Raw genomic sequence first — 16,323 nt, 5'->3', positions numbered from 1 at the left:
ATCAGCATAAAAAAGACACCTGCTATAGTTGTCTTTTTTGTGTATTTCATAAACATCTAAAAACGCTTTTCTGAGGTCATTGGGTTTAACCAACGTTTAGAAACTTTAGTATGCTTCTTATCTGTAAGAGCTGTCTGCTCACGTTTTAAGTAACGTGATCTGGCATCCTTTACTTCTGTTTTAAAACGACCACTATTAAAAGCAATACTGGCATCTCCATTGGCACGTCGCTCTAACAAATAAAATTCTTTTTGCAAGGCCTCACTACCATATGTAGCAACAAAGGCCTGCATACTTGGTATTTCGGAATCCAATTTAAGTAACCAAATTTTAAGCTGATTAAGAATGTTATAATGATTAGAGTGTCCTAAGGCACGCTCCAAGTTTTTAAATGCATATGCCTCAGAAGCATGATACCTTTTAGATTGGACCTTAATCTTTCTGTAAATCCACGGTAACAGTCTATAAAGTAAGTATAAGACCAGTACACCAAGTACAAGATATTCTACAAAGGTCTTTACAGGTAACCCTAATATTAAAAATGGTTTTTCCTCTTCAGGCACTGTTGTAGTTTCTGCTTCAAGTTGTTTTTTAATACCGGCCAGCATGCTTAAATCTGGATTAGGCTCCACATGTATAGTGACCAAATCGATTACTTTTTTATAGAATTTACGATTACCATAGTTCCAATACACAAATTCTATTCTTGGCAAGGTAATGTCTCCTTCCTTTTCAAATAAATAATTAGCACCATCTGTACGATTTGCGGACACATAGGTTTTGGTTTTATTAGTATTTACGGTAGGGCGCTTAGGATAAATACTCACTCCAGCTACACTATCCCAAACTACCGCAGGAATAAACTCGCCAAGTGTTCCAGACGCACTTCTATGAATAGAACGCTGTAACACATCTCCAACCATAACTTTCTTTGTACTCTCGTTCCATTTTTCACTAACATTAAGTGTACTAGACACTAACCAATTATCCGGATTATAGCCTGCGGGCACCCCTTTTACCGTAATCGCTTTCGATTTGGTGTGTATAGTATGTTTTATCCCCTTATAACCTCCCGGTTTAGGCGATTCTACTTGTATAGATAATTCCGGAATGGTAATAACACCTTCCTGAGTTGGAAATACATTATAAATAAAATCGACACCAGAAAACTGTTTACCACTAAAGGTTCTAGTATTAGACACCGATCTAAAATATACCGTAAGGGCGCCTTCAACTTGAATATTCCCCACATCGACTCCCTTAGTAAACCAAGTATTGGAATACACAGAAACCGTCATTTGTATAGGTTGTCCGATATAAGCTTCGGTGTGATTAACCGAGGTATAGCTTATTAACTGTTGGGCATATCCAAAGTTAATCCCCAACAGAAACAACACTGCTATTATTTTAAATTTTGCTACCATGTTGTTTGAGTGTTTTCAACCTCAACTTGATTCTTTTTCACTTGGTATTTAAACTTATGTGTTAAGAATAAAGCAGGATCATCGTCTACTTTTCGCATTAAAATATTTTTAGGAATAGCGCCTTTCCCCGATTTAAAATCGTCTGGCAATTCATCAAGCTCTTTCCCCTTACGTTTACCGGTTTCAACCGTTTCTTCTAAACGTTCTTTCTCCATATCTTTTTTGGTCGCCTTTTGTCCACCACCACTTAAATCTTCGGGAGATGTGTTTTGTTCGTTTTTGGCATTTGGTTTTTCGCCTTCCACTGTACTTTCTTCAACCGACATCTTACTCACCCCAGCCAAAACTTCATTTATATTTTGTAGATTCCTATTGGCCTGTTCCATACTCGGATCATTCTTTACAAGCGTCGTAAATATCTCTTGAGCCTTTTCTAGATTTCCTAATTTAGCATAAGTGAGTCCTAAATTATAGAGTCCGTTTGCCGTAGAATCTTTCTCAAACGCTTCTCGTGCCTTAGTATAGTCTCCACCTTTATAATAGGCTACACCTTGACGTAGCGGATCTTTAAAATCTTTTGCTGCTGCAATATAATTCTGATTGTCGAATTCCTCTTGCGCTTGGTACTCCTTAGTATACCACAAATCCTTAAACTGAAAGTCTGCTACGTCCTCTTTTCCTTCTTCTTCAGTAGTGCTACAAGACGACAAGCTTACCAGCACCATCACGCTCAGCAAACTCCACCCTTTTCTAAAACTAAACAGAAATAAAATCATAACAGGAATAATTAACCAATACCCCTGATCTTCCCAGTTCTCGTCTTCATTCTTCGGTTTTTCTTCGAAAATAAGATGATCGCTTACCGTTTCTGAAAATATGGTCACATCACTTTTATCCAGCGTTAAGTCCATTATTTTTACTTTATCAATACCTCGTAATGCATTTAAATTATCGGTTTGTAAGGCAGAGGTAACGGGCTTTCCCTTTATTTTTAAATCGTATTTATGATTAGTAAACGAAGGCACATGCCCACCCAGTTCCGAAGCAAAGGGATAGACATTTAGCGTGACATTATTTTCTTGAACAAATGCACTTACCGTTTGCGAGTTTAATCCTTCCAAATCGTCTGTAATTAACACAATTTGCCCTGGGGCTTTATTATCTACAAACAGTGTTTGTAGTTTCGCGAATACCATATTAAATCCCGTACCACGAGCAGGCATCATATGAGGTTGTAATCCATCTAAATTATCCTGAATTATTTTATAATCTGTTGTAAACGGCACGACAGTATGTGCAGATCCTGAAAACACAATAAGTGCGGTTTCTGCTCTAGGATTGGCTTCTAATAAATCATTTATTTTAAACTTAGCACGCTCCAATCTATTTGGAGATACATCGGTAGTTAGCATACTTTGTGATAAATCTAAAGCAATAACCAGTTTTGAAGACACTTTTTTAGCAGGTGCTTTTTCTTCGCTCCATGTAGGTCCTAAAAAGCCCAAAAAGCCGAGTCCGAATAACACTAAAAGCGAAGCATGCAACAGCCTAGATTTCCAAGTCGTTCCGTTCTGAATCACATAAGGTTGCAAATGTTTTGCAATGTGTTTTTTCCAACGATTGTTCTCTCCATAAAAGAAAATACCCAACAGAATAATTACAGCCATAGGTATAGCTATCCAAATATAATCAGGGCGCAGAAAATGGAATTTATCCCAATCTATGTCTTTTAAAAACTCCATAGATTACGTGGTTTTAAATCGTTTCACAATGAGTATTAAATTATTTATAGTGACCGCTAAAACACCTAATGCCAATGCAATTCCTAACGGAATATAATACAACAAGGTTTTAGGCGTATAACTTTCTTCTTCGTATTCTATAGGTTCTAACGTATCCAGTTCTTTATAAATATCCTCTAGGGCTTTGGTGTCCTTCGCTCTAAAATATTTTCCGTTGGTCATTTCGGCAATGTCTTGAAGTGTACGTTCATCTAAATCTGAATCTTGACTATTCGGATCGCCAATTCCAATCGTGTAAATTACGGTAGAATCTTTCTTTGCTAAGTTAGCAGCATCCAATGGCAGGATTTCCATACCACTATCTACCCCATCTGTTAAGATTAGCATTACTTTATGCGGAATGGTATCACGCTGAAACAAGTCCATACCTTTTACAATGGCCTTCCCTATATTTGTCATTTGTCCGGCCATTCCCACATCAGCTTCATCTAACATGGTACTTACCGTTTCTAAATCCGATGTAAAAGGCGCTTGTACATAGGCATTAGATGCAAAAAACAGCAGACCTAAACGGTCACTTTTACGTTCTTTTACAAAGTCTTTCATTATATCTTTAACAGCTGCCCAACGCGTTGTGCGCTTGCCATCGATGGCCCAATCGGTATTAGCCATACTGAATGATAAATCGGCTGCGATTAAGAAATTACGAGACGTTTTAATCTTTTTTTCTGGTTTCCCCACCAATTCTGGCGAGGCCAATGCCACGATTAACAGCAACCAAATGCTGTACATCACGGTCCATGTAAACCAGTTTCTCTTTTTTATATACGATGCCTTTTTAGCTTTCTGACCGGATACCTCTACCGCTCTATTAAAATAAGGAAATCGCAAGGCACTGCTTTTATTTTTTATAGCAGGCAATAGCCAATACACCAACAGTGGTAAGGGCAACAATAAAATGACAAACGGATATGCGAATTGAAAATTATCTGGCATGATGCTGTATCCAATGGATGCTTTTGTTAGTAAATTGGTCTTTATTAAATGTAGATGTCTGTTGTAATTCGTGCTTATAAACGGCATCTAGAATAACGGATTCATCAGCTTTAAACTGTGAGGTAGTTACTTTAGAATCTAAAAAATGTATCCAATCGCTACCGTATAACCCAGCAACTTCTTTTCGTCCGAACGATTGCATTGCCGTATCTTTTAAGACAAATAGAATAGAATTAATAAGTTCTACAGGCGATAAATCGGTTTGCTGTTTCAACGTTTTGATTTCGGCAATCGCATCTCTTAAATATTGTTTCTTTTTGTAGTTCTGATAGATTTTATACCCCAAGACAACCAGTAAAACAGCTATCAGGAAAAATACAATTTTCCATCCTAGTGTTTCAAACGTAAACGGAACCGGACTAGGCTCTATAACATCGCCTAGCTCTAAAGCATTGGTAGGTGTCGGGTCTTGAAACCAGAACAAGTTATGTAGTTTTAAAAACAGCATCTATTATTTTGGTATATATTGAGTAAATACATTTACTAATTGTTCTTCTAAAGGATCGACAGTATTTATTTTAAAAAGGGTTATGTTGTATTTCTCTATTTCTTCCTTGAAACCATCGTAATTGGTTTTAAAATCCGATTTCAAATCTTCTACAATCTTTTCCCTTTTCTTAAGAATACTAATTTGTTTTTTTCCGTTAGTTAAAGACATCTTTTTCGAAGGTAATTCTTCTTCCATCGGATCGTACACCTTAACCAAAACCACATCGTTATGTTGCGATAGCAGACTTAAATACTGTATCATTTCAGCATTATATCTATGGAAATCACTAATTATTATCACCAAGTAATCGTGGGTAATAATATTATTTAGCTTGGCAATCATGTCTTTTAAAGAGGCTGCAAAATCAAAATCGTTCTGCTTGTAAATCTCTTGATTCGCCTCGACTATCTTTTGAAAAAACTGAAGCATGTTCCGTTGGTCTCGCTTTGGCGTAAGCAAATCGTAAGACTCTCCTTTCATGACTAATCCGCCAATACGGTCGCCTCCTTTTAATATCTTATAGGCCGCCACAGCAGCTAATTCTCCTGCGACTACAGCTTTTGTTTTATGTACAGAGCCAAATCCCATCGTTGGAGATTGGTCTACAAATATAAAGGCTGGTTTTTCTTTTTCTTCGGTAAACACTTTAGTATGTGTCACACCGGTTTTAGCGGTAACTTTCCAATCTATATTTCTAATATCGTCGCCTATAACATATGGTCTAGCCTCTTCAAAATCGAGTCCTCTACCACGTAATCGCGACGCATAGCGTCCAGACAACACACTGTTCGATTTTTGCTGTCCGACGTTAAAATTGAGTACCGTATTTAACCACTCGTATTGCAATAAATGCTCGAGCGTTAAAAACACAGTATTATCTTTAGAATGGGTTTTCATGGAGAATCGTTTTATAAACGTATTAAGCCACTACAGCTACAACTTCTAAAATTTTATCAATTACTTGATTGGTTGTTATGCCTTCTGCTCGGGCTTTATAACTTAAGGCAATACGATGTCTAAGTACATCTTTTATAACGGCCTGAATATTGTCTGGCGACACAAAGTCCTTTCCATTCATCCATGCGTTAACACGACTACAACGGTCTAAAGCTATGGTTCCACGCGGACTTGCTCCAAAGTCGATCCATCCAGCAAGATCTTTATCGAAACGTTCTGGGTATCGTGTTGCCGAAATTAAACTCACCATATATTTCTCTAATTCTTCGGTCACCTTAACCACGTTAATTTCGTTTCTCGCATCGAAAATATGTTGCTGAGAAATAATTTCGGGAGCTGTGTGAGAAGATTTAACAGCTACGCTTTGCTCGGCTTTATTCAATCTTAAAATTCCTAATTCTGAAGCATCGTCTGGATAATCAATCACTACATGCATAATGAAACGGTCCATTTGTGCTTCTGGTAACGGATAAGTTCCTTCTTGCTCGATCGGGTTTTGGGTAGCCATAACCATAAACAATTTATCCATTTTGTATGTGCTTCCAGCAACGGTAACCTGGCGTTCTTCCATAGCTTCTAAGAGTGCCGATTGCACCTTTGCAGGCGCACGGTTAATCTCATCGGCCAAAATAAGGTTACTAAAGATAGGTCCCTTTTGGAAGATGAATTTCTCGGCTTCATCGGGCTGATAGATCTCGGTACCGGTTATATCTGTAGGTAATAAATCCGGTGTAAATTGTATACGGCTTAAATCGCAATCTAAGTGTTTAGACAACGTTTTTATCGCTCTCGTTTTTGCTAATCCTGGCAATCCTTCTAGAAGCATATTCCCATCGGCGAGCAATACTAAAATTAAACGATCTATAAGTTCTTGTTGTCCGATAATAGATTGAGACATCGCTGACTTAAGGTGTACTACAGCTTCGTGTGGCGTCATAATAAATGTGTTTAAATATATGCTTTGGGTTTAATAAAGCAAGAAACCGCCCATACGAACGGTTCCCTTGCTATAACAAAATAGTGTTTATTTTTTACCTGCTTCTGTTAATTTATCCATGGTATCTCCAAGGTTAAAACTTGCAGCTTTCATACGTGGTGGGTATTGCTCAAACGTAGAAATAAATTTACCTACATATTCCGATGCTGGTAACAATAAAAATACGTGATCTAAATACCAGTCCCAATAGGTGTTAGAAGTTGTTGTTGCAAATTCATAAGGATCTCTTCTTAAATTATAAATCCATGGAATTCTTGTTGTCACCATAGGCTTAGACCAAGTATCTAAAGTTCCTTCAGAGTCTTGATGCATAAATGTTACTTTCCAATCGTGGAAACGCAGTGCCATTAATTCACCATCATCAGAGAAATAGAATAATTCCTCACGAGGACCTTTTTCAACTTCACCAGTTAAATATGGTAAGAAGTTATACCCATCTAAGTGCACTTTAAACGTTTTACCGTTTGCTTTGTGTCCTGTTAATAATTTTTCTTTCACATTTGGATCTCCTGCAGCAGCGACATAAGTTGGCATCCAATCTAAACCAGACATGATTTCGTTAGACACAGAACCGGCTTTAATTTTACCAGGCCAACGCACCATTGCAGGTGTTCTCCAACCACCTTCCCAGTTGGTGTTTTTCTCGCCTCTAAACGGATTAACTCCTGCATCTGGCCAAGTATTTTTATGTGGTCCGTTGTCTGTACCGTAGTGCACGATTGTATTATCGGCTATACCTAATTCGTCTATAACTTTTAAGAATTTCCCGATATGCATGTCGTGTTCTACCATACCATCGCCATACTCATTTTGTCCAGAAATCCCCGTTAACTCTGATTTCACATGCGTTCTAAAATGCATACGTGTACCATTCCACCATACAAAAAATGGTTTACCAGAAGCTACAGATTTTTTAATAAATGCGATAGCAGCATCAGACGATTCGTCGTCAATGGTTTCCATACGCTTTTTAGTTAAGGGTCCTGTATCTTCAATTTTACCATCGGCAGTAGAATGTATTACACCTCTAGGTCCGAACTTCTTAGCGAAATTAGGGAATTGTTTAGGGTCTGGATAATCTCTTAATTCTGGTTCCTCTTCGGCATTTAGGTGATATAAATTTCCGAAAAACTCATCAAAACCGTGATTAGTAGGCAACATTTCGTCACGGTCTCCTAAGTGATTTTTACCAAATTGTCCAGTAACATAGCCCATAGGTTTTAATAATTCGGCAATAGTAGGGTCTTTTTCTGAGATCCCTTGAGCAGCACCTGGCATACCCACTTTACTTAATCCTGTACGCAAAACACTTTGTCCCAAGATAAAGGTTGAACGGCCAGCTGTACAACTTTGCTCTGAATAATAATCTGTAAAAATCATCCCTTCATCTGCAATTCGGTCTATGTTAGGTGTTCGGTAACCTACTAGTCCCATGGTATAGGCACTAATATTAGATTGTCCAATATCATCGCCCCACAGGACCAAGATATTTGGTTTTTTCTGTGCGAATGCAGAAGAGACTAATCCCGCCGCAAGCAACAGTGTAAATAATTTAGATTTTTTCATAAAAAAATTGGTAATGGTTATTAATTATATTGATTTAAATGTGCTTCTAAAATAAAAAAAATCGCACACATCTTTTACAAAAACACTTAAAATTAATGCATTAACTTAAAAAGTTAACAACAAAACACACTAAATACTAAGTAATTCGCAGGTCTTTAACGCAAGTCCTAGAGCTTACAAGTGTGTTGTTTACTCGAAATCGAATATCGTTTTAAAATCATTTTTCATATCGACTACCAACCAGTTTTTCTCCTTCGCTTCAACTAAAGCGGTTTCTAGATGGCCACTAAGCGTTTTGGTGTCGTATTCAAATTCACGTTCCCCATCGGTATGGTGTAAAATTACGCACATCGATTTGTATTTAGAGCTCGATGTATATTGCATCATGGCCTGGTCGCCATCACTATTTCCACCACAGAATACGGGTTTCTTTCCTATAAAACGGTGAATAGCTTGTGGTTTTCCTGCTTTATCATCTACATAAATGTCACCAGAGACTTTAGTTATGGTTGGTTTTCCATCCATCACCTCATATTTGGTTTCGCCATAACTACCAATCACTTGGTAAGGCGGAATATCGTAAGCCTCTTCGGCAAAAGCACGCATAAAATCTGCACCACCACCACTGACAATAAAGTTTTTAAAATCGTGAGCTTTTAAATAGTCTAACAATTGCAACATTGGTAAATACACCACCTCATCGTAAGGTTTGTTGTATTTTTTACTCATGGTGGTATCGATCCATGTTTTTACAGACGCCTGAAATTCGTCTTCTGTTTGCGCCGTATGTGTTTTATCTATAATAGACATTAAGCCTTTCATCCCCGCTTTTTTTAACGGCTCAAAATCGCCTTTTGCAACACCACTAAGTAGAGCGTCTTTTTGCCATTCTGGGTGATTAGGCATTTCTTTTTTTAAGTAATCAAACATAAATTGAACCTGATTTGGCACGGGTTGTTCTGGCCATAAGGTACCGTCGTTATCGAATACAGCAATACGGTCGGCTACAGGAATAAAATCTGCAGCCCCTTCTGTAGTTACGGCGGTTACCCAATCTTCAATACGTTTTTTAGGGGCATCTGCCCATGCACTTAGAGCGTTGCTGGTTACAACCTCGGTTACAGCCATTTCAGATTCTGTTTTAACTTCAGGTTTAGTTTCTTCTTTACAACTAGTTACAACACATAGTGCAGAAGCAATAATGAAAGTAGGAAATGTAATTTTCATAATTTTGATTTTGAATAAATATTGACACTTAAATATACCTAAAAATGAAGCACTTACAACATCTTTAGATTGAATTTAAGTAAAAAAAAACTGATACAATTTTTACATTGTATCAGTTTTTATATCCTTAAAAATTAATTAATTTCTTGTAGGTGTTTGTAACGTTTGGATTACTTTATCGATACTTAAAGAGCTTCCTTTTCTTGGAGGGAATTCTTTAAATGTACTTAAGAATTTACCAACATAATTTTGTGCTGGTACCATCATCCACATTTGGTCTGCATAATTTCTTATGTATAACGCAGCATCCATAGATACTTCAAACGGGTCGTTTCTTAAGTTTAAGATAATTGGCCAAGATGGAGACTTTCTATATGCTTCGTTAATTGAACCTTCCATGATAGAAAAGTGTAATTTCCAATCGTCGTAACGTAATGCGTTTAAGTTTCCTGCAGCATCAAAATAAAAGATCTCATGTCTTTTACCTTCACCTTTTTTAAGTTCACCTGTTAATAATGGTAATTGGTTGTAACCATCTAAGTGCGCTTTAAACGTTTTACCAGAGTAAGATTTACCTTTTAATAATTCTTCTTTTACATTAGGGTTTCCTGCTGCTGCTAATAAAGTAGGCATCCAGTCTTCCTGAGAGAAGATATCGTTAATAACAGTTCCTGGCTTAATGTGACCTGGCCATTTTACCATAGCAGGTACTCTAAATCCACCTTCCCAAGTTGTTCCTTTTTCTCCTCTAAATGGAATAGTTCCACCGTCAGGGAATGTAAACTTCTCAGCACCGTTATCTGTAGAGAATACAACAATAGTGTTGTCCTCAATACCTAATTCGTCTAATTTATCTAATACCATACCTACACCATCATCTAATTCCATCATAGCATCAGCATATAAACCGTAACCAGATTTGTGTAAGTATTTGTCAGATAAATGTGTCCATACGTGTGTACGAGTAGAGTTAATCCATGCAAAGAACGGCTTATTAGCTTTTGCATTCTTTTCGATGAATTTTAAAGCAGCTCCAATAAACTCAGAATCTGCAGTTTCCATACGCTTAACCGTTAATGGCCCCGTATCTTCTACTTTACCATCGGCAGTAGATTTAAGTACTCCTCTTGGTCCGTATTTTTTACGGAATTCAGGATCTTTTGGGTAGAATTCTGTTTCTGGCTCTTCTTCAGCATTTAAGTGATATAAGTTTCCAAAAAATTCATCAAAACCATGGTTAGTAGGTAAGTGCTTGTCTTGATCTCCTAAGTGATTTTTACCAAACTGTCCGCTTGAATAACCTAGCGGTTTTAATAATTCAGCAATTGTTGGATCTGCTGCATTAATACCATGTTCAGAACCTGGCATACCAATAGTTAATAATCCTGTTCTAAACGGGTGTTGTCCTAAGATAAAAGACGCACGACCAGCCGTACAAGATTGTTGCGCATAATGATCGGTGAATAATGCACCTTCATTTGCAATACGATCAATGTTAGGTGTTGTTCCCCCCATCATACCGTTGTGATATGCGCTAATGTTCCACATTCCCACATCGTCTCCCCAAAAGACCACGATGTTTGGCTTGTTTTGTGCAAATGCCGCCGTGGCCAAAGCCAGAAGCATTACAGTAAAAAATTTGTTTTTTTTCATAAAAAATTTGGTTAATAATTAGACTTAAAAATTGATTAGTGTTATAAACACTTCCTTTTTTACGGAAAGCTAATTGAAACTATACGGACAAAAATAGTAGTTTTTGAGCTACTCTATCATGGACAAATCATGGACAAATCATGGACAAAATTACACTTTATTTAAAATGATATAATATATTCGTCTAATTGTTCTTCCGGTTTTAAACCTAGTTTCTTTTTTAATCTGTATCTTTTTTTTGCCAATCCTTCTTTAGAAATATTCATGATGCTACACACTTCCGAGGTATGCATTTGCATTTTTAAATATGCGCAATATTTTAATTCTCCTTTAGTAATATTAGGGTGTGTGGCCGATAGCGTTTCGAAAAAATTGTAATGAATTTCTTTGAACAGCTTTTTAAACACCCGCCAATTATCGTGCGTAGAAAAATGATTTTTAATCTCGCTGGTTAATGTTTTTATATCCTTAGAGCGTAAATGATTGACATCTTGCCGCTCTATATTTTCTAATTTTAATAATACATTCTGAAGAAGTTCTTCCTTTTCTTGTTCCTGTAAGGCTATAGAAAATAATTCTTTTTCTTTTTGCTGTTTCTGCAACTCCAAGCGTTTAATTTGTTCCTTAGCACTCATTAAATCAGAAACGTCCATACCCATCCCCATAAAGAAATTCCGATTGTGTAACGAGAACCCAAAGCCTTCAAATACATACGGCACTTCGCCATGTTCTTTAGATAAAATATTTGCATAGACGTTTTTAACGCTTCCCGTTTCTATAAGAACATTAAAACATTCTTTTAAGTAAGGTTGAGTTTCCTCCCCTACAAACGACATTAGATTGGCATTTAACAGCTCTTCGGGTGTGCGTCCGGTAACCGTTTGGTGTTTATTATTCCAGCGTTTTAAATAAGCCTCGTCCCCGACTACTTCGTACAGGTAAAAAATACCCGGCAGGCAATCGACCAATTCCTGATTAAACATAGCATCTAAAGCTAAAATATCTTCTGTAGGCTGAAACATAATATGTATTTAATACAACACTGTTAAAATTTGAGGGTGCAAAATATAAAACTTTAGACTAACACCATGTATCTACAGTCTTTTATACACGGAAAACCTAGGGCTCTTACTATGTAATACACTCATTTACAAGGCGTAATTTTACAAAACTCTTTTATATAATTTATATATCTCGCTATAACGTTACAAGAACAAAAACCCTTCGATATTTTGCCACTACATGCGTTAAAACACACACAATGCATTAACTAACAGGCATATACGTAAATATACGTATTTTTATTTAAAGTGTGTTTTATGTTTATATATTTCACTAAATTAGAGCTAACACATTAGATAACAACTCATTACACAACAACGAAAAACCTCAAAAACGATGACAAAAACAAGCCCCAACCTACCGCAAATTCAGAATGAAAATATTCATTTAGATTCCCAATTTTATAAAGATGAAGAATGGCTAAACACAGATCAGGCCATAGCTTATTTAAACATTAGCAGAAGCACCTTATACCGGTTGCGCAAATATCATCGCATTCCCAGTTTAAAATTAGGTCGCTGTCCCATATTTCCAAAGCACTATTTAAATAAAATACTGTTGTTTAAAGCCAAACAAAATTTAAAACCGGAATAAGATCTAAAAGAGTAGATTTTAAAACGACAACTAAAAGGGGTATGCATCCCGATAAGGTTGTCGCAATACAGAGCGCATTAAAGTATAACATTTTGTACACCTTAACACGCTCTATTAATACTTGCAACATAATACTGCCTTTCTTACACCATAGTAACACGTCCTAAATATGTACTAATGGCTGCCAAATTGGTATCGGGCTTATTAAAAGACGCCCATACTTCTACATCGAATCCAGCCATAAAAGCAGGTAAGGTTACACTTCCCGAAGTTGCATCTCGGGTATCTACCGACAAGTTGGTATAAAACGTATCTAAATCGGGCGCATAAACTACCACAATTAACTCGTCGAAGGGCGAAGCATTCCCTTGTCCGCTATTATCTGCCCAGCTAAAATTTAAAGTTTGCCCAGCCGCCGCACTTACCGCACCACGATCTAAACCACGTAGATCGCCCTTACTAATAAGCACCTTGGTAAAATCGATAACATACCCCAAAGGGCTATCTACTACAGCCTCTTTTAAATGATATGAGGTTGCCATATTAAAACGAGATTTATCGCCCTGCCTATTACCAAAATACAAACTCACTACCGATATAATGGGAGTTAAGAACAAGATTACCGCTTTAAATTTTTCGCGTTGCTCTAACTGCTTAGGAGTTGGCGTATACTTACCCCGTTGTGGTAAACTACGCATTACATCTTTACCGCGCCACCGCGATCCTACAACATTGCCTACTTTTCCTGAAAATCCGCCCAGGATGCCTTTTTCAAAAATTGCCATAATAATATATTTTATTGGTTACTATTCCACCAAATTACAACCTATAACACTAAAAAACATACACTTGACACGTATTAACCGAAGAAGATTAAAAGAGAACGCACCCGAACTGTAATGATGTGTTTTGAAACATCCTGACACATGGTGACACAAACTGAATGCGGTAGAACCAGCAAGAACCGACATGATTTTTCCTGACACACCAATCGTGGCGGAACGGGGTTTTGTTCGAGTCTTGTTCGGGTCTTGTTCAGTAGAGGCTCGGGTGTATTTTCCAAAAATGGGGCTTTATCTGGACGAGACTCGACTGTGAATGGGTGATGGTATTGGGAAAGCTAGAAATAAATAAATGCTATAGTTTTAGATTTCTGTTATAGGTTCTCGACTGCGCTCATACACCCTGGCAAATGAATTGGTTTTAGGGTTTGACTTATAATTCGGAAGCTGACTATCTAAACTATATCTCTCTTTTTTTCTATGTATTACTCTACAAGGAAACAGAATACGCTAGGCTTTTGAATTTTTGTTATTGGTTCTCGACGCCGCTCGAACACCCTAGCAAATGATTTGGTTTTAATCTTTTATCTATAATTTAGAAGCTATCAAACTAATACGTAAGTACCGAACGCACAGCATGTGGTTTTAGCTTGTCTTTACCGTTTAAAAATCCAAGTTCCATTATAAAGTTGCATTGTACAATCCCGCCACCTAAACGTTCTACCAGTTTACAGACGGCTTCTGCGGTCCCTCCTGTTGCCAAAACATCGTCGTGAATTAACACGCGATCGCCAGGTTTAATGGCATCGACATGGATTTCTAAAACATCACTTCCGTATTCTAAGGCATAGGTTTCAGACATGGTTTCGTAGGGTAGCTTCCCAGATTTACGTACTGGAATAAACCCTGCGTTTAACGCTTGTGCCAATAGTGTTCCAAAGAAAAAGCCTCGTGCTTCCATTCCCACAACTTTATCTACCTGCTGTCCATCTATTTGTGTCAATAATGCGTTTAAACACAATTGTGTGGCCTCTGGATTATTTAATAATGGGGTTAAATCTTTAAATACGATTCCAGGTTTTGGAAAATCGTTTATATCGCGAATGTAACTTTCGATTGCTTTCATACTGCGAAGATAAAAAAAGTGCTTTATTTTCCGAATAGATTGGTAATCTGTTTCTTATTTATAGAATTACGCCTTACTTTTGCGGCAAGGCACCAATACACTCATGACAAACTCGTATTATCTTCTAAGCATACTACTAGCTATCTCCCTAATAAACAGTTGCAAACAAGGGCCAGAATTCTCAATACAAGAAGGGGATTTATTATTTCAAGATGTAGATTGCGGTCCGTTTTGCGAATCTATAGAAGCGGTAACCGAGGGTGTAAACCAATATAATTTTTCGCATATTGGATTGGTTATGGAAAGTGCTAATGGCGATTTAAAAGTTATGGAAGCCGTTTCTGCCGGAGTCGTATTAACACCAATTGATTCGTTTTTAAATAGAAGTTTAGATGCTTTTAATAAACCAAAAGTTGTTGTTGGCCGTGTAAAACCACAATTAAGCCACCTCATCCCAGAAGCCATAAGCTTTATTCATACCAAAATGAATGCAGAATACGATCCCTATTTTGATATTGATAACGACAAATATTACTGTTCGGAATTAATTCACTTAGCCTTTAAATCGGCGAATAATAACGAACCTATTTTTAAGGAACAACCCATGACCTTTAAATCGCCTGAAACAAATGAGACCTTTGCGATCTGGGAAGTGTATTTCAGAAATTTAGATTACGATATTCCCGAAGGACAGCCTGGTTTAAATCCTGGAGGCATGTCCCGTTCGTCTTATATCAATATTGTGCACCACTATGGCACACCCAGTAAAAAAGTCGCATTATAATCTGCTGTAAAGCGCACTGTTCTGCCTACCTCATAAACGATTTAAAACGCAAACGTTTTCAACCTTAAAATACCGACTGCTTTTTAATTTAGCCCCGGAAATAGTTTTAATTCATTCGGCTGTGTTGTATTTTTACTAGATATAACGTTTAAAAATGCAGTACTTATGAATATCGCAAAATACATAGACCACACCCTTTTAAAATCTTCGGCAACAAAAAAGGATATTAAAACGCTATGTGAAGAAGCCCTGACATACAAGTTTTATTCGGTGTGTGTTAATAGCTTTTTTGTTCCCTATGCCAAACTCTTACTAAAAGGAAGCGACGTAAAGGTATGTGCCACGGTGGGTTTCCCTCTGGGCGCAGTAAGTACCGAAACTAAAGTTTTCGAAACCAAAATGGCCATAGACCAAGGTGCCGAAGAAATAGATATGGTACTACAAGTAGGCATGTTAAAAAGCAACAATTTTGAAATGGTTTACGAAGACATTAAAGCGGTAAAAGCCAGCATGGGTAAAGTCCCTTTAAAAGTCATTTTCGAGATTAGCGAACTATCCGATTTCCAAATCATGAAAGCGACGCAACTGAGTATAAAAGCAAAAGCCGATTTTATAAAAACATCGACAGGCTTTTCGGCTAGTGGTGCTACAATTGAAGCTGTAGCCTTAATGAAAAAGACCGCCGAAGGCAAAGCTAAAGTAAAAGCCTCTGGAGGTATTAGAGATTTAAACACGGCATTACAATTTATCGAGGCTGGTGCCGACCGTATCGGGACCTCGTCTGGCGTGTCTATAGTCGAAGCCCAAATAGCACAACACTAACGGCCAGTTCTATTTATTTTACCTAATTAAATGATTCCCCC

The 16,323-nt window shown here is 37.3% G+C and carries 15 protein-coding genes; 3 read left to right on the top strand and 12 right to left on the bottom strand.

What is annotated here, in order from left to right; translation table 11 throughout:
- Window positions 1–56 precede the first annotated feature (56 nt).
- The 10 genes from AC0UBM_RS09805 to AC0UBM_RS09760 all read right to left on the bottom strand — a co-directional run bounded on the left by AC0UBM_RS09805 (window position 57) and on the right by AC0UBM_RS09760 (window position 12,134).
- The gene (locus AC0UBM_RS09805) at window positions 57–1,424 is read right to left on the bottom strand and encodes a BatD family protein (RefSeq protein ID WP_475688484.1); all 1,368 of its coding nucleotides are present in this window, start codon (window positions 1,422–1,424) and stop codon (window positions 57–59) included.
- Window positions 1,418–3,166, bottom strand: coding sequence for a VWA domain-containing protein (locus AC0UBM_RS09800; RefSeq protein WP_475688483.1), 1,749 nt, complete (start codon window positions 3,164–3,166; stop codon window positions 1,418–1,420). Before AC0UBM_RS09800 ends, AC0UBM_RS09805 begins: the two co-directional genes overlap by 7 nt.
- A gap of 3 nt (window positions 3,167–3,169) precedes the next feature.
- Window positions 3,170–4,162: a vWA domain-containing protein gene (locus tag AC0UBM_RS09795; RefSeq protein WP_475688482.1), complete on the bottom strand. Its 993-nt coding sequence runs from the start codon at window positions 4,160–4,162 to the stop codon at window positions 3,170–3,172.
- The gene (locus tag AC0UBM_RS09790; protein WP_475688481.1) at window positions 4,152–4,670 is read right to left on the bottom strand and encodes a DUF4381 domain-containing protein; all 519 of its coding nucleotides are present in this window, start codon (window positions 4,668–4,670) and stop codon (window positions 4,152–4,154) included. The genes AC0UBM_RS09795 and AC0UBM_RS09790 overlap by 11 nt, the downstream gene beginning before the upstream one ends.
- Window positions 4,671–4,673: 3 nt before the next feature.
- Window positions 4,674–5,609, bottom strand: a complete 936-nt coding sequence (locus AC0UBM_RS09785) for a DUF58 domain-containing protein (RefSeq protein ID WP_475688480.1) — start codon at window positions 5,607–5,609, stop codon at window positions 4,674–4,676.
- Window positions 5,610–5,631: 22 nt separating this feature from the next.
- Window positions 5,632–6,606, bottom strand: a complete 975-nt coding sequence (locus AC0UBM_RS09780) for an AAA family ATPase (RefSeq protein ID WP_475688479.1) — start codon at window positions 6,604–6,606, stop codon at window positions 5,632–5,634.
- Window positions 6,607–6,693: 87 nt separating this feature from the next.
- Entirely contained in the window at window positions 6,694–8,232 is a 1,539-nt protein-coding gene (locus tag AC0UBM_RS09775; RefSeq protein ID WP_475688478.1) for an arylsulfatase, read from the bottom strand.
- A 189-nt stretch (window positions 8,233–8,421) separates the two neighbouring features.
- The gene (locus tag AC0UBM_RS09770; protein ID WP_475688477.1) at window positions 8,422–9,459 is read right to left on the bottom strand and encodes an HAD family hydrolase; all 1,038 of its coding nucleotides are present in this window, start codon (window positions 9,457–9,459) and stop codon (window positions 8,422–8,424) included.
- 138 nt (window positions 9,460–9,597) lie between these two features.
- The gene (locus AC0UBM_RS09765; protein ID WP_434035259.1) at window positions 9,598–11,112 is read right to left on the bottom strand and encodes an arylsulfatase; all 1,515 of its coding nucleotides are present in this window, start codon (window positions 11,110–11,112) and stop codon (window positions 9,598–9,600) included.
- Between the two features lie 161 nt (window positions 11,113–11,273).
- On the bottom strand, window positions 11,274–12,134 hold the full coding sequence (locus tag AC0UBM_RS09760; protein WP_414036039.1) for a hypothetical protein: 861 nt from the start codon (window positions 12,132–12,134) through the stop codon (window positions 11,274–11,276).
- Window positions 12,135–12,510: 376 nt separating this feature from the next.
- On the opposite strand from AC0UBM_RS09760, the gene AC0UBM_RS09755 reads away from it, so the two are divergent.
- Entirely contained in the window at window positions 12,511–12,768 is a 258-nt protein-coding gene (locus AC0UBM_RS09755) for a helix-turn-helix domain-containing protein (protein ID WP_434035257.1), read from the top strand.
- 143 nt (window positions 12,769–12,911) lie between these two features.
- Here the strand turns inward: AC0UBM_RS09755 and AC0UBM_RS09750 are convergent, their stop codons facing one another.
- Together AC0UBM_RS09750 and AC0UBM_RS09745 are read right to left on the bottom strand one after the other, a co-directional pair.
- Window positions 12,912–13,553: a DUF6266 family protein gene (locus AC0UBM_RS09750; RefSeq protein ID WP_475688476.1), complete on the bottom strand. Its 642-nt coding sequence runs from the start codon at window positions 13,551–13,553 to the stop codon at window positions 12,912–12,914.
- 607 nt (window positions 13,554–14,160) lie between these two features.
- A complete protein-coding gene (locus AC0UBM_RS09745; protein WP_475688475.1) occupies window positions 14,161–14,676 on the bottom strand; it encodes an adenine phosphoribosyltransferase in 516 nt (171 codons plus the stop codon).
- A gap of 103 nt (window positions 14,677–14,779) precedes the next feature.
- Here AC0UBM_RS09745 and AC0UBM_RS09740 point away from each other — a divergent pair, with 103 nt between their 5' ends.
- Both AC0UBM_RS09740 and deoC read left to right on the top strand, forming a co-directional pair.
- A complete protein-coding gene (locus tag AC0UBM_RS09740; protein ID WP_475688474.1) occupies window positions 14,780–15,460 on the top strand; it encodes a YiiX/YebB-like N1pC/P60 family cysteine hydrolase in 681 nt (226 codons plus the stop codon).
- Window positions 15,461–15,625: 165 nt separating this feature from the next.
- On the top strand, window positions 15,626–16,282 hold the full coding sequence (deoC, locus tag AC0UBM_RS09735) for a deoxyribose-phosphate aldolase (protein WP_475688473.1): 657 nt from the start codon (window positions 15,626–15,628) through the stop codon (window positions 16,280–16,282).
- Window positions 16,283–16,323 lie beyond the last annotated feature (41 nt).

It is taken from the genome of Formosa sp. F44, assembly GCF_056238645.1.
Note: the sequence above shows the minus strand (reverse complement) of the source record. Positions and strands in the feature narration are given on the sequence as shown.